At 65.4% G+C, this 14,514-nt stretch carries 10 protein-coding genes and 1 pseudogene; 4 read left to right on the top strand and 7 right to left on the bottom strand.

Annotated elements, in window-relative coordinates:
- Window positions 1–70: 70 nt before the first annotated feature.
- Window positions 71–361, bottom strand: a complete 291-nt coding sequence (locus H7290_RS07885) for a hypothetical protein (protein ID WP_290513472.1) — start codon at window positions 359–361, stop codon at window positions 71–73.
- A gap of 387 nt (window positions 362–748) precedes the next feature.
- On the opposite strand from H7290_RS07885, the gene H7290_RS07880 reads away from it, so the two are divergent.
- Complete coding sequence (locus H7290_RS07880; RefSeq protein ID WP_290513471.1) at window positions 749–1,579, top strand: excalibur calcium-binding domain-containing protein; 831 nt, start codon at window positions 749–751, stop codon at window positions 1,577–1,579.
- Between the two features lie 37 nt (window positions 1,580–1,616).
- Window positions 1,617–2,630, top strand: a complete 1,014-nt coding sequence (locus H7290_RS07875; RefSeq protein ID WP_290513470.1) for a DUF1524 domain-containing protein — start codon at window positions 1,617–1,619, stop codon at window positions 2,628–2,630.
- Window positions 2,631–2,777: 147 nt separating this feature from the next.
- Here H7290_RS07875 and H7290_RS07870 read toward each other — a convergent pair whose 3' ends face one another.
- Window positions 2,778–3,125, bottom strand: a complete 348-nt coding sequence (locus H7290_RS07870; RefSeq protein WP_290513469.1) for a nucleotide pyrophosphohydrolase — start codon at window positions 3,123–3,125, stop codon at window positions 2,778–2,780.
- A 138-nt stretch (window positions 3,126–3,263) separates the two neighbouring features.
- Here H7290_RS07870 and H7290_RS07865 point away from each other — a divergent pair, with 138 nt between their 5' ends.
- Window positions 3,264–5,150, top strand: coding sequence for a DUF2075 domain-containing protein (locus H7290_RS07865; protein WP_290513468.1), 1,887 nt, complete (start codon window positions 3,264–3,266; stop codon window positions 5,148–5,150).
- A 677-nt stretch (window positions 5,151–5,827) separates the two neighbouring features.
- Window positions 5,828–6,007, top strand: a complete 180-nt coding sequence (locus H7290_RS21310) for a helix-turn-helix domain-containing protein (RefSeq protein ID WP_366927611.1) — start codon at window positions 5,828–5,830, stop codon at window positions 6,005–6,007.
- Between the two features lie 280 nt (window positions 6,008–6,287).
- Here the strand turns inward: H7290_RS21310 and H7290_RS07860 are convergent, their stop codons facing one another.
- The 5 genes and pseudogenes from H7290_RS07860 to H7290_RS07840 all read right to left on the bottom strand — a co-directional run.
- Window positions 6,288–9,839: a hypothetical protein gene (locus tag H7290_RS07860; RefSeq protein WP_290513467.1), complete on the bottom strand. Its 3,552-nt coding sequence runs from the start codon at window positions 9,837–9,839 to the stop codon at window positions 6,288–6,290.
- Entirely contained in the window at window positions 9,836–11,641 is a 1,806-nt protein-coding gene (locus H7290_RS07855; RefSeq protein WP_290513466.1) for a hypothetical protein, read from the bottom strand. Before H7290_RS07855 ends, H7290_RS07860 begins: the two co-directional genes overlap by 4 nt.
- Window positions 11,642–11,810: 169 nt before the next feature.
- Window positions 11,811–12,793, bottom strand: a pseudogene (locus tag H7290_RS07850) (transposase); the annotation flags it as partial.
- A 496-nt stretch (window positions 12,794–13,289) separates the two neighbouring features.
- A complete protein-coding gene (locus H7290_RS07845; RefSeq protein WP_290513465.1) occupies window positions 13,290–13,898 on the bottom strand; it encodes a hypothetical protein in 609 nt (202 codons plus the stop codon).
- 209 nt (window positions 13,899–14,107) lie between these two features.
- Window positions 14,108–14,514 (bottom strand): helix-turn-helix domain-containing protein (locus tag H7290_RS07840; protein ID WP_290513464.1); only part of this gene is annotated, 407 nt, incomplete at its 5' end.

Raw genomic sequence — 14,514 nt, 5'->3', positions numbered from 1 at the left:
ATGACCGGTTGAAGTTGCGGGGGTCGAGGGGCAAGCCGTCGCGGGTGGCAAAGACGTAACCGGTCGGGACTCAGAATGGGCCAGCGGCATGCTTCGCCGCTGCTTGAGCCCGGTAATGCAGCCGGAGGGTGGAGAGGCAGAAGGCCGGCAGAGGCAAGATGGCGTCGGAGGCCTCGGTCTTGGTCGGGCCCCGGACAAGCCGGCCGCCGATCCGCTGGAGGCTGTACCCGACCTCGAGTTGAGCCGTGTCCAGGTCGACCATGGGCCAGGTCAGGCCGAGCATCTCGCCCCGGCGTAGTCCGAGCACAAGGATCAGCACGTATGCCGCGTACAACGGGTCGTGGTCGTCCTTGGCGCTCACGAGGAACTGGCGGGCCTCCTCGACGGACAGGGCGCTGACTGCCGAGTCCGAGCGGAAGGCAACTTGATTCCGATCGCGACGTTGCGGTCCATCAGTTCCTCGCTCATCGCTGCTCTCAGTGCTGATCGGAGCACGGCCCGCGGCCCACATTCAAGGTGTCAGGCAGGAGAGCTCGGTATTCAGCCGATTCGGCTTCGAGGGCGAAGTCGGCGCGTCACACTTGTAGTAGTCACAAAACGTCCCGGACCCGCTGGCAACACCGTCGCAAGACTTCATCAGGTTTTGCGTGGGGGTTTCATCAATTTTGGCGATGCTGGCGGTGACCGCGTGAAGGATCATTCTGCGCAGCGGGGGGGACCCGCAACAAACAGCGCTTGAGGAGAAGTCGTGAGCATTCCAGCCGGTTGGTATCCGCAAAGTGATGGCCGACAGAGATACTGGGATGGCGAGTTGTGGACTGAACACTATGCGCCAGGGGTTCCGGCTGTGACGCCTCCAACCATAATCCTGGGTCTCGCGTTCAGCCGTTCCCGCTTGCTTGGCTGGGGCGGTCTCGCCCTGTTCGTTCTGATCGGCGCTCTAACGTCCGGCGTCAGCGGTGCCTTGATGAATCTTGGGCTTTTCGCGCTCGTCGTCGCGTTGGTCGCCCTAGCTCGCGGCCGGGTCGATTGGGCCCGATTGGGAAGTCGTGCGGCGGCTGGCGTCGCGCTCGGCGCCGCCCTCGTCCTCATCACCATAGGTTCGCTTGCCTCATCAACAAGCACTCCCCCAGCCACCGACTTGACCACCACGGTCAGTGACTCTCAGACCACCACCGACGAGGCGGCTGCAGCAGCCAAAGCGGCAGATGAGGCAGCAGCCACAGCAGCGGCTTCCAAAGCAGCCGATGAAGCTGCGGCAGTCGCAGCCTCCCAAGCAGCGGACGCGGCAGCGACCCAAGCAGCCAATGAGGCAGCAGCCGCAGCAGCCGCAGAAACCAAAGCAGCCGATGAGGCAGCCGCAGCCGCGGCTTCTAAAGCAGCGGACGACGCAGCCGCAGCCGCCGCTGCTAAGGCGGCGCCGGACGCTGCACCCGCCCCAGCACCGCCGCCAGACGCGAGTGTCTACTACGCCAACTGCACTGCCGTTCGCGCGGCTGGCGCCGCTCCGATCTACCCGGGCGACCCTGGCTTCCAAAGCAAGTTTGACCGCGATAAGGACGGCATCGGCTGCGAATGACCCTGCCACCCCGAAGCCTCACGTCAGGGTGGAGATCATGAGGAAGGCCCTAGCGTCGATCACTGCCGTGCTGGCGACCGTCGTGATGCTGTCCGGCTGTGGCCCTGCCTCGACCGGTCCTGCGACCTCCGTCAGCAAGGCCACGTCCAGCCCAAGCCCGACGGAGGCTGCCCAGACCCCCGCTGTGGTCCCGAGCTCGTCCGCAGTTTCTACCCCTCCCAAGACAGCGCCGACAGCCACCACGTCCAAGTCCAAACCTGCCGCAGACGGAACCGCACTAGCCGCACTGGCACGGCTGACCGTCAAGGGACGAGCGCCCAAGACTGGCTACACCCGCGCACAGTTCGGTCAGGCCTGGTACGACACCGACCACAACGGCTGCGACACCCGCAACGACATCCTGCGCCGGGACCTCACGAGCAGGCGGATGAAGAACGCCTGCAAGGCCCTGGCCGGCACCCTGGCCCCCGACCCATACACCGGCACATCCATCCGGTTCGTCTACGGCGGTGCCAGCGAGGTCGACATCGACCACGTCGTCGCCCTCTCGGATGCCTGGCAGAAGGGGGCCGCGACATGGCCGGCTGGGAAGAGGCTCAGCCTTGCCAACGACCCGCTGAACCTGCTGGCCGTTGACGCCTCCACGAACCGGTCCAAGGGTGACGGGGACGCTGCCACGTGGCTGCCGCCATACAAGGCCTTCCGCTGCACCTATGTCGCCAGACAGGTTGTGGTCAAAGGTAAGTACGGCCTCTGGGTGACATTGGCGGAGCGAGACGCAATGAGCCGCGTCCTTGCTGGCTGCCCGACCATGGCCTTGCCAGGGCTGGGCACCGCGCCAGCTGTGGCAGCGTTGCCGAGAACTTCGGCACAGCGAGAACCTGCACCCGCGCCTCGGCCCACCCCTGCACCCGCGCCGCGGTCCGCGCCAGCACCCGTCGTACCTGAAGGCGGCGCGACCGCACTGTGCAACGACGGCACTCTCTCCTTCGCAGCTCATCATCAGGGTGCATGCTCACACCATGGCGGGGTCAGGGTGTTTTACAAGTAGAGAACTGGACCACGCGCAACGCCAACCCGGGGACAGACTCAGAGAGGCACCTTCCCGACGATCTGGCGTGAGAACAGGCGACGTCGAAACATCCCTGTCGACGGGAGGTGGACCAGAGCAACAAGTACGAGGCTGCGGGCTCCTGTCTTAGCCCCTCTCCGGGGCGACGCCGCGGTTCTGTTCCGGCGGGTACTTGTCCGCTGATGCCTTGATCTTGCTCAGTGCAGCGGATCCGAGGTCGACCCCGCACTGGTCGGCCAGACCGACCAGGTAGATGAGGACGTCCGCCATCTCTTGGGCGGCTCGAGTGTGCAGTGGTTCCTGGCGCAGCCGGTCGCGTGCCTCATCAGCTGGCAGCCACTGCAGCAGCTCGGCCAGCTCTCCGACCTCGCCGACAAGGGCCAGCAAGGTCGACTTGGGGTCTTGGAACGGCTCCCACTCCCGCTCAGCGATGAACGCGCGGGAGGCATCACGAATCTCGGTCAGGTCAGACACACCCGCGAGTATGCTCCTTCTCGCCGCCGGAGCCGCCGACGGCTAGAGTCGCCAACGTAATTGCGGCCCGACGGGCTTCCGTCTCCGGAGATGCCCCCACCCGCACGAGACACTTCGTGCTGCCTGGGGTTCTGTCTTGTGACGCTTCTTCGTCAATCGGTCCGTGGCTTCTCGGCCATCGAGCACCACTTCGCCGACCTTATCGCTGAGCAGATGACCATCCGGACCGGACGCCGACCTTCCGATAGTGAATATCGCTCGTGGACACGGAGCATCCCGGCATTGCGCGCCGACCTGGTCTCGGCTGGGTTGTCAGACGTGGAGATGCTCCTCGAGTACCAGCTCCCGCTGACCAGCAAGCGCGCGGACGTCGTACTCGTGGGGCAGCATCCGAAGACCGGCGGCCCGTCATACCTCGTGGTTGAGCTCAAGCAGTGGAGTCACGCCGAGCGGTTCGAAAACAGCGACACCCTGGTGCGGATCGAGCAGTATGGCGAGCGGCCGGTCACCCACCCGGTGCTTCAGCTGCGGGACTACTGCGACTACATGCTCGATTTCACCGCCGTTCTCGCTGACGAGCCCTTGTCTCTGGCGGGTGTGGCCTACCTGCACAACGCCACGGACAGCGGTGTTGCGGATCTCCTGGACCTGACGGGCGATCGGCTCGGCAGTCTGTTCACCGGTCAGCGGCGCAGTGAGTTCCAGGACTTCCTCAGAACCCGCTTTGCCCAGGGCCAAAGCGGTGCGCCGTATGCCGACACTCTGCTCTCGAGTCGGATCGCGCCCTCTAAGCAGCTGCTGGCCCTTGCCGCCGATGAGGTGCAGCGCCGGGAGATGTTTGTCCTGCTGGATGAGCAGCGAGACGCGTACAACTATGTGCTGCACGCCGTCGAGCGTGCCCGTCGGGCAAATGAGAAGACCACGGTGATCATCTCGGGAGGCCCCGGCTCCGGCAAAAGCGTCATCGCGCTCTCGTTGCTAGGCGAGCTCTTGCGACAGGGCCGGACCGTCATCCATGCCACTGGGTCTCGTTCGTTCACCCAGACGCTGCGCAAGGTGGCCGGCGCGCGGGCGCCCAGAGTGAAGAAGATGTTTCAGTACTTCAACTCATTCATGGCCGCAGAGGCCAACGACCTCGATGCCTTGATCCTGGATGAGGCGCATCGCATCCGGGAGACCTCGGTCAATCGCTGGACTAAGGCTGAGCTTCGCAGTGGTCGTCCCCAGATCGACGAGCTCATTGCTGCGGCTCGGGTGCCGGTCTTCCTGCTGGACGAGTTCCAGGTTGTGCGTCCGGGCGAGCAGGGCACCGTCGAGGACATCGAGCAGAACGCTCTGGCGCGGGGGATCAGAGTCGAGAAGATCAACCTCGATGCCCAGTTCCGTTGCGGGGGCTCCGAGGAGTATCTGCTCTGGGTCAAGCGTCTGTTGGGGCTGACACCCGGCGGACCGATCCAGTGGAGGGGTGATCCTCGCTTCGATGTGGTGGTCGTCGACTCGCCTTACGAGATGGAGGCGTCACTGAAGACGAGGATCGCGGAGGAATACAGCGGGCGTATCGCGGCCGGTTACTGCTGGCCGTGGAGTGATCCAGAACCCGACGGCACTCTGGTGCGCGATGTGAAGATCGGTGGATGGTCGCGACCCTGGAACCTCAAAGGGGAGCGGTCTGTGGGGGGAGCCCCGGCGGCTGCCTTGTGGGCCACAGACCCGGCCGGTTTTGGGCAGGTCGGGTGCGTCTACACCGCCCAGGGTTTCGAGTACGACTACGCCGGCGTCATCATCGGGCCCGACCTGGTGTGGCGTGACGACGCCTGGGTGATGGTGCGCTCGGCTAACAAGGACCCTGACTTCAGGAACGGCAAGAAGGTTGACGACGCCCAGGCCGACCGGCTGATCCGCAACGTGTACAAGGTACTGCTGACTCGCGGCATGCGCGGAGTCATGATCCACTCGGTCGACCGGCAAACGAATGACCGACTTCGGACTCTTACCAGCAACCCTCCCATCGAACCCATCACGTAAGCCGCGCTGCAGCACACCAGACAGCGCTGGCCTCGGGCAGCTGTCTGGAAGAGCAGCTTCGGGCGATTGCGTCGCACCAACCCACCGGTGCAGCCGCCTCAGCTGACCCAGGGATCGTCGAGGCGTACGTGAACACACCGTCTACGAATGCAGGGACTGCGGCCAACGCCTCGCCGGCGAGCAGCGGTGCCCAGACTGCCAACGACCGTGCCGACGCATCGGACCCGGCGCACTTGCGCCAGTTGCGGAGATCCCATCACCATCACCCACCTCATCGAGGCGCCTATGGCCTAACCTGTCCAGACCGGATCATGCGGTGACCGCTCCACACACCACGACCTTGGACTCGACCCGGCTCTACGTTCTGCCCCGAATGCGGAGAACCACGCCGATGCAACACTGGCGTGCACAGACCTCCGACATCGTCGGCTTCCACCTCGAATTCGCAGCGCCAAAAGTACAGCAGCAAAGTACAGCAACGCCATCGACTTCCACCGGGTTTCCTTGCTTTCGAACGCACAGATCCGTGCTCAGATAAGCCCGCGCGATCGCCTTGCCCGGAGTTCGCAACGAGGAGGGTCCGGGGTCGAGTCCCCTCAGCCCTGTCGCAGGGCTGACACGTCTCGTTCGACAACTCCAAATTCGTATTGGGCGGGATAACGGCTGCCGAATCCCGTGTGATAGTGGCCGCTGCACGCCGCCAGGGACGGGTCGGCGGGCGCCCCAGCGTGATGGATGGCGACAAACTTGTTGCCGCAAAGGCACGACGGGCCGCCGGTCAAAGCCCTACCCAGATCGCCAAGGACCTGGGGATTTCTCGTGCCAGCGTCTACCGCCACCTCGCCGCTACCAGATAAGCCATAGCCCGCGTGATCGAACTCGCGCGCCCACCTCTGCGCGGCGAATCGACGCTTACCGCCAACCACTGTTCCGCTGCATGTCAGACCCCAAGACCCCCGCGCGGTTGCGCCGCGCCCTGGCCAACTGGGACATCTGCGACATCTGCGCCCACCGCACCCTGGCCGCCCAGCCCACTGCGGAACACGTTCTTGTCAGCGCCGGGCGAACCTTCCCCGGTGACTGGCCGAGCCACAGGATTGAGCTCCCCGTTCCTCGGCCGGCCGCCGCTGTCACGGGTCAGGAGGTCGAGCTGTGCGGGTTGATCGCAGAGACCGCGAACCGCAGCCCGCCATAGAGCAGGCCGAGCACCCCTGTCGTTGCGGCGAGGATGGCCTTCGACTCCGGGTCCTTGTCAATGACTGCGAAGAAGGCGCTGATGCTGCCGATCGACGAGACGATCGTGGCTGTCTCGCTGACTATCGCCGAGGGCCGTGGCGCCCCCGCGGAGGCGCCCGCGAGCTCCTGAAAGTGATAGACGGCCGGGGTGAGGGCGATGAAGCCCACGATGGCATCAATTCCGGCGCCGGCCTTCTCCGCGTCGTCGGTCGAGATGCTGGTCCCAAACGCGTTGCGAGAAGCGAGCGCGCTGACGATCTTGGCTGCCACACCGATGTAGGTGACCGACTGCGCCAGAGCAGCGACCTCAGTGTCACTGATGGGGTCCGGGCCGTCGACATAGCCGGCGATGCTGTCGGTCACCGCGGTGACCAGGCCGGCCGCGATCACGGCACGCTGCCAGCTGGCGCCTTCCTCCTCTCCCATCAGCAGTCCCGGCGACAGTATGGCTCCGATAATGGACCCGATCCCCGCAACGATGTTCCCCGCCACGTAGATGTCGTAGTAGAGCGTGGCTTGGGGGTCCGCGGCCGAGGTCGCTGTCGTGTTCGAGGCGCCCAGCAACATGGGCACGGAGCGGACAGCGGTGCCGCCGCCTTCGAGTGCCGCCTTGAGTTCGGCCGGGGTGTTCGCGGCCAGGATCTGGTCGCTGATGTCACCCGGCGCGAACGGTGCTGTGCCGTTCGCGATCTTGTAGGACAGGGTCGCGGGGATGGCGCCGACCATCAGCAGGACGTCGAGGATGGAGAAGTCGATGGTGACCCCGAAGTCTTCCAAGATGTCGGAGACCACGGGGATCCAGATCGGCGTCGACAGGTCCTCGATGCCGGCCTCGATGACGGCTACCAGGAGGTCCAACAGCGCGTCGATGAGAGTCTCTGTCCCTTCGAGGAAGGCGTCGACGACGATGGCTGCCAGCTTCTGCAGCGTCTCGCCGAGCGACAGGTTGGTCAGCGCCCCGCCGTCGATGAGCTCCGTCTTGACCCTGCCGAGGGCACCGACGACGACGTCGTCCGCGTTGTCTAGGGCGTCGAGCACGATCTGGAGGACGTCGGGTGCGCCGGTGCCGTCGACGGGGCCGGCGCTCTGAGCTCCTGCGATGTTGTCGCTCACATGGTGGTACAGGAACATCGCTGGAGCTGTGAGGATGTCGCCGACCTCCGCGACCGTACCCATGAAGCCGACCGAGCTCGAGCTGTTGGCAACGCCGGGCTGCCAGCCGTCGGACTTGATGTCGGCCCAGTCGTCGACCTTCGTTCTGGCGGCCTCGAGCTGGGCGTTGAGGTCCGCCTTCAGGGTCTCCGTGCCGGTTGCCACCTGCTGGAGCGACATCAGGAGGAACTTCTGGCAGACGTCCTTGGTGCGGACGAACGAGTCCCACTCGAACAAGAACTCGAGGAACGCGATGAGGTCCTCGATGGCGGTCTTGATGGCGTTGTAGATGGTCAGGATCGCCCCGACTACCTTGTCGGCCGCGTCGAGTACAAACCCGTACACCTCGCCCGCGATCTGTGCCACGAAGTGCCACAGCGAGGTCTCGGCGTCGTGGAGGATGTGGACGACATAGTCGCTCTCCGCGACGAGCCAGTCCCACAGGTCGCCGGCGGCGACCGTGATGAAGCTGAGCCCCCCGCCGAGGACCAGGTCGGGGTGCGGTGCGTGTCCGGCGCCGGCGCTCACGGAGTGCAGGGCGGCCACGCGTACATTGCCGGCCGACCGTGCCGTAGTGGTCAGTGCAGGCGTCGGTGTGGCCGTCGGCGTGGTGGGTGGTGGGAGGACGGACCCGTCGATGGGCATGGTCTGGTAGATCGTGCCGAGCTGTCCGAGGGCGGTTGCGGCCGTGTCGAGGTCGGCGTCGCTCGCATCCGAGGAGACCAGGGCTCGGCTCGCGGCCTGCGCTGTTCCCGGGATGGTGGCTGCGCGCAGAGCATCTGCCGTGCTGAGGCTAGCGGCCTTGGCGAACGGCTTGTCCATCGGGTTGACGGCCAGGTTTTGGCCGTCCGGTCCGACGATGTGCAGTGGGGTGCCATTCAAGGACTCGACCCACTCGATGATGTTCACGGACCCGATTGCGTCGGCAACGACGGGGGTGGGCACGCTGTCGAGCACGTAATACAGGCCGTTGATGTAGACGCTCGTGCGGCGCGAGCAGCTGACCTCGACGGTCGCCCCGGGCAGGGGCTTCTTGTCCTGGTCGGTGACCTGCACTCGTGTGGTGTAGGAGGTGTTCTTGACCGCCTTCATCGTTGTCGGCGCGGGGAGCAGGACCTTCTCGCTCTTCCAGGCCGTGGTGTCGGGGGCCTGGGTGAGCCTGCTCAGCTCGTTCGAACCGGTGTGGACGAAGTAGCTGTTCCCGTCGTTGGACCGGTTCAGATACGGCGAGATCTGTTCGGCGCCGGTGACGATCGGGAGCGGGACGCTCCAGGCGGTCGGGTCGTGCCGGTCGGCGACGGCGCACGTCGTGTAGAAGACCTGGTCGGCCTGGTTGAGGCCCCACAGGATGAGGCGTGTGTCGGTGGCTGCGCCGAACAGGTGCCGTACCCCTCGGAGGACCGGGAGGTCGAGGAGTTGGGTCCCGGTGGCGCCCTGCTGCTGGGCCTCGGCCGGAAACATGTAGAGGGTTTGGCCGTAGGCGACGTACAGGTCGGTGGCGTCAGCCTGAGCGGCGACAGCGCACAGTGCTGTGCCGATGACGCCGGCCGGTCCGGTCAGTGCGACCGGGTTGGCTGCTTCCTGGGGGCGGAACGGGTTGTAGAGCGGCTGGAAGATGAGCTGACCGTGTCCGGCGATCTCGCCGACGGTGTAGATGCCGTCGACGCGGTCGCCGGGGCGCCGGCCGATGGTGCTGCGCACGTTCGAGGCTCGCAGGTCGCCTGCTACGTCGTGGGCGTTCCATGCCTTCCCGGTCAGGCGGCTCGTCGGGTCGATGTAGTACCGGGAGATCAGCGGCGAGGAGTCGCTGGGGTCGCGCAGGATGTCGGCCACGATGTACTCGCCGTCCGATGCCTGGCTGATGAACACGTCGTTGATGGTGACGGTCGTGGGCCCGGCGGTCGCGTCGAACGGGACCGCGGTGAAGGTCGGCTCGTCGACCCAGCTGACGTCCTTCGACGAGTTTCCCAGGCTGAGGTAGAGGTCGTCGTGGGGTTGCCCACCGAGCACCAGGGCGATGTCGATCTTGCCGGTGCCGGCGTTCTGTGCGACGGCGACCAGTTTCACGGGCCGGTCCCCGAGCCTCGCGCTGAACGCGATCCGTCGCCATCCGACGGCGGCGGCGCGTGTTTCCTGCGTCAGGTAACAGACTGCGTCGGTGCCGATCGAGAACAGCAGCGCGTCTCCGGAGTCGGTCTGGAGCGCTTCGAAGCTTGCGTCAGGGGCCATCACCTCGGCTTGCTTGTAGTTGCTCATCAGCTCCGTGGACCACGTCAGGATGCTCTGCGTGGCGCCGCTCATGCCTGGGCCTGTGCCGTCCTGGCTGCTGCGGGAGCCAGCGCCGGTGCGGGTGTGGGTGTGGGCGTGGGGTCGGCGTAGACGACTCGGACGACGAGGTCCTGCTCGGTCGAGAACACGACGTCGTGGAACAGGAACGTCTTGCCGCCGGGGTAAATCCAGCCGGACGAGCCGTTGAGAAGGGTGCTGACCTGGCCGGCGAGGCCCGTGGCGGATGCGGTCAGGGCAGCTGTGAGGGTGGCCCGGATCGCATCGATCTGGTCAGCCATGTTCCCGACGTCGATGATGTGGTCCCACGTGCTGACGTCGATGTCCTGAGAAGTGTCGGCAATCGTCGGCGTCGCCGGGTCCATCGTCACGTTCAGTGTGCCGTCGGTCCCGACCCCGAGGGTGAAGGTGGCCGTGAGGGTGAAGTTGACGATGTTCGCACCGAAGTTGGCGGTGGGGATGCCGAGCAGGTAGTAGTTCCAGTCGCAGTACGACTGGGTGTTGATTGTCAGCCGGAGTTGGTTGCCCAGCGAGGAGAAGTCGCCGACCAGCGCGTAGTTGAAGTGTCCGGTCTCCTTGCCTCCTCCGGTCCACGTGGAGGCGCTGTCGGAGCTGTTGTGGTTGTAGTTGATGGTCAGCAACGGCGTCCACCCGTCCGCGCCCGCCACAGACGTCCCGGGGGCGACCCACTGAGCCGGGTTGGGGCTCTGCGGGACGGTGAGCTGCATGTAGAGGCTCTCGCCGTCGTGCCACAGGTAGGTGTTCGTGTCGACAGACAGGGGTGCCGCTTGAGGGTTGAGCAGCGAGGCCACGAAGGTCTCGAAGACGCCCCGGCGTACGGCCATCACGCCGTGGCAGCTGGCTTCGTCTGCGGGGTCCACCCAGTTCCACGAGAAGGGTGTCGCTGGAGGCAGCGTGCTGTTGTTCGCAACCGTCAGGTAGTTCAGCGTGTTCAGGCCCTCGTTGAGGGTGCTCGACGCGTCCTTGTACTCGACCACCTCGAAAGTGAGGGCGGTCGGCACGATGGAGGGCCCCTTGACGTCGGCCGGCGCGGGCGTCGCGACGAAACCGACCATCACGGACCCTTCCGGAGCCATCTTGTCCCAGTACGCCCCGATGAAGACCTCGGTCAGCGCGATATAGGCAGGGCTGGCCGGGTCGAGTCCCGGAATGGCGACCGCCCCTTCCAGCGCCCGGGTGCTGACGTCGAGGAGTAGCTGCTGGACGCTGAACATCGTGTCCGGGTCGACGTTGTCGATTCGCTGCTGGGCTGCCGGCGGGAGCTGGTTGAAGGGGGTGTCCGCTCCCTTCTCCAGGTTCATGTTGACGATGAACCGGAACAGCCAAGGGTCGGCGGCCGACTGGGAGGCGTTGGTGAAGGTGTTCTGATTGCGGGGCATGTAGTTCAGCACGATCACCGAGAACTCGGCGCAGAACAACTGGTAGGTGACCTGCGAGTTTCCCTGGTCGAGCTTGATGACGTCGGGCATCTGGTCGGGCGCGATGCCTGCGGGAAGCCCGAGTTTGGCCCGGAAGGCGTAGAGGAACCCGCCCTCGTTGAGCCTGCCGAGCACCGGGTCGGCCGACGTGGTGCCGTCCGGGATGGAGAACGGGTCGACCCCGGCGGCGTCCTGGATCTGCTCGATGGGGACCTGCACGGTCTTGCCGGTCTCGTCGACGGCGAAGCAGACGAAGAGCTCCTGGTCCTGCTCTGAGAGCAGGTCGAGCATGGTGGCGTTCAGGCCGGATTCGGTGACAGCGCACACGAGGTCGTAGAGGTAGGCGGGCGCGGACAGGTTCGAGTCGGTGGCGCTCATGCCTGTGCCCCCGTGTTGCGGCAGCAGGGGACGGGCAGGTGGCACTGGTTCATGGGGAGCCTCTCGAGACGCGGATATGGGCGCTTGACGGCAGTACGCGAGCCGGGTCTTGCGGGGCCATGGAGGATGTCCCGAGTTCCGTGGAACTTCGGTTGCGGCCCGATGATCATCAGGCTACGTTCACGGTCTCATCTTGACGGTCGGTACTGACATTTTGCTCGGCGACATGCCGTTGGAGGGCGGCTCGCAGCACTGGTAGGTGCATGTGGCCGTTGACTCGGCGGAACTGCTTGCCTGCCTCGACCAGCCCGGCGGCGCACCAGCGCAGGGCCATGTCTCCGCTCTGCCAGTTCTTCAGTTGGTCGAGTGGTTACGACAGATCGAGATCATCGACAACGATGCAGTTGGTGCTTCGAAGTGTTCGGGCCAGGGTGGGTGGCACACCGAGACGCAGCACAGTCAAGGTCTCACTGCGGCCTTCGCGGAGGCTGCCCGCAGCGCCGGGGTGGGTGTGCTCCAATTCCCTTGCCAGTGCTTCGAGGTGGGCTTCGGCGATGATCGCGGAAGGTGCCTGGTAGGCGGCCCGCATCTTCTTCGTCACCGTCTTAGCGAGGTCGTCAGGCAGCTTGTCGGCGACGTTCCTCAGCTTGTCCATCTGGCAGCGTTGGATCACCGGGTGATCGAACACCGCCATGACGGCGGCGTGTAGTGCCTTGCCACCGTCGATGCCGACCAGGATCGGATGAGTCGTTTCCAGTCCCCGGCCCCGTAGGTCGGTGAGCAGCTCGGTAACCACGGTGGTGTTCTCGGTGCTGCCTTCGACCAGTCCGAGGGGATGCTTGGTCCCGTCGATATCGATACCCAATGCCACAACACATAGGTGCTCACCGAAGTGGACGCCGTCGAACATCAACGCCACCGGTCCAGGTTCCCCACCGGCGCGGCGAGCAGTTCGGCCAGGGCGGTCTCGGTCATCGCCACGAACCGGCGTGAGGCCGCCGACCTGCTCGTCGCCGAAGCAGCACGCTCGACCTTCTCACCGACCGGTTCGAGTCCGACCTGGTAACGGTGGCTGGACAGTCCGCCGAGCATCTTGCTCCTGGCCATCCGGCCCAGGATCTCGCTGCGGTTGAACAGTTCGTAGGCCGGCATCTGGGTGTGGTCGGGGTTTGCTGCTTGCCGAAGCGTGGGTTCCTCCCCGATCAGGGCAGTCGGTCAAGGTCGGTTATGCGTCGGGGGCTCGAGGACGGGTAAGGCCGCTGGCGGGGTGTGGGTTCCGGTGGTGGAGTGTGCGGTTATGTCGGTGTTGCATCTGGCGAAGGGGCCGTGGTCGGCGAGCATGGGTGGTAGGAGCCGGTCTAGCGAGTCTCGTATCCAGGCGCCTATTCCGACCTCGGAATAGGGCGGGATAATGGAAGGAATCCCGTCTGATGCACGTGTCCTGGCGCCGTCGATGGTGATGTGGGCGCATCGGCCGTCGGCCAAAGACCAGGCCGGAGGTCCTGGCCGTCACCGCGACCTACGACCCAGGTGTCCAACCTGACCAGCAAAGGCGACCGGCCACAACCGGCCCCGACGACAATGCCAGCCACGGTCACCCCGATCAGAGCGGCTCGCTAGCGGGGCCACTCATTCCATTCCGCTCCGCTCACAAGACGCCGCCCCTGTTGTCGTCCATCCAATCGCGACGGAGCGGATCGGTGACGCGGTTCCATGCGCCTTGAACGATCACGCGCGGACTCTTGAACTCGGCGCCCTTGACGTGCGGGGTCCCCAGCGCAATTCGCATACCCTGCTCGGCGGAGTAGAGCCGGAGCCGGAAATCATCGAGCACTTGCTGGGGCAGGAGTGGCGTCTCGGCGTCACCCATGGCCAGCAAGAGCATTGAGTGGGCTTGTTCGACGTCCATGTAAACGCGGTCAAGTTGTAACAGACTCAGCTCGCGCACGAGCGGCCTGAGGTCTCTAAATGCAGCCGCGACGGTCGTACGGTGCCGCCCTTTGTCGGCCGCTGTCGTGGAGTCCAGAGAAAGTGCGACCAGCGAGTCCTTGGCGTCGCGCAGGTACGTCGTAACCCTGACGAACAAGTCCAGCCGTCGCTCATCCCATCGGATATCACGCTCAATGCGGCGGCGCGTCCGCTCACGCACGCGCTCGTTGATTGCACCTAGGACCAACACGAAGATTGCGAACAGCCCACCGATGAGCGGCACTCCCCACCAAGGGGCCTCACCGGTGGAGGTGGCCAGCGTCAGCATGTGCGACAGACTACGGGCTCGCGGTGACAATTGAGTTGGGCTCGCGCCGGAGGCGCTACGGAGGCGTAGTGCCACGCATCCTCACCTACCACAGGGCGCCGAAACAGGCTTTGACCAGGCCAAACGTGAGTGGGGTGGCAGGGACTTCTGTGTCTGATTCCCCACTTCAAGTCCCTTCGAGAAAGAGTCTGAGGTGCAGTTGGGGACCGTCAGCTAAGGGCTCGGCGGTCGCTCGGTCGGTTGTCCTGGGCGGTGAGCGGCTCGGCCGGGCGGGGTGGGAGGTGGCGATAGAGGCTGGTGCGGGTGATGCCGCTCTTGGTGACGATCTCGGCGATGGTGTGTCCGGCGTCGCGTAGGTGGGTGGCGTAGGCGAGCTTGTCTGCGTCGACGACGCTGGGCCGGCCGATGCGCCGACCCTTCGCGGTGGCCGCAGCGCGGGCGCCGGCGGCACGCTCGAGGCTGTAGGTGCGCTCCATCTGAGCGAACAGCGCCAGCAGGACGACGGCCAGCTGCGCCATCGGGTCGGCGGGGCTTGAGGAGTCGACCTTGATGGGGTCGGCGAGGTTGCGGATTCCGACGCCGCGGGCGGCGAGGTCGAGGATCAGGTTTAGGGTGT

Origin of the sequence: Aeromicrobium sp. (genome assembly GCF_014378035.1) — a bacterium.
Taxonomy (GTDB): Bacteria; Actinomycetota; Actinomycetes; order Propionibacteriales; family Nocardioidaceae; genus Aeromicrobium.
This window is presented reverse-complemented; position numbering and strand designations above follow the sequence as displayed.

What these genes read in the sequence shown, in the direction of transcription:
- H7290_RS07875 (WP_290513470.1), top strand. Translation starts at nt 1,617, where the DNA reads ATGAGGAAGGCCCTAGCGTCGATCACTGCCGTGCTGGCGACCGTCGTG.
- H7290_RS07860 (WP_290513467.1), bottom strand. Translation starts at nt 9,839, where the DNA reads ATGAGCGGCGCCACGCAGAGCATCCTGACGTGGTCCACGGAGCTGATG.
- H7290_RS07855 (WP_290513466.1), bottom strand. Translation starts at nt 11,641, where the DNA reads ATGAGCGCCACCGACTCGAACCTGTCCGCGCCCGCCTACCTCTACGAC.
- H7290_RS07845 (WP_290513465.1), bottom strand. Translation starts at nt 13,898, where the DNA reads ATGCTGACGCTGGCCACCTCCACCGGTGAGGCCCCTTGGTGGGGAGTG.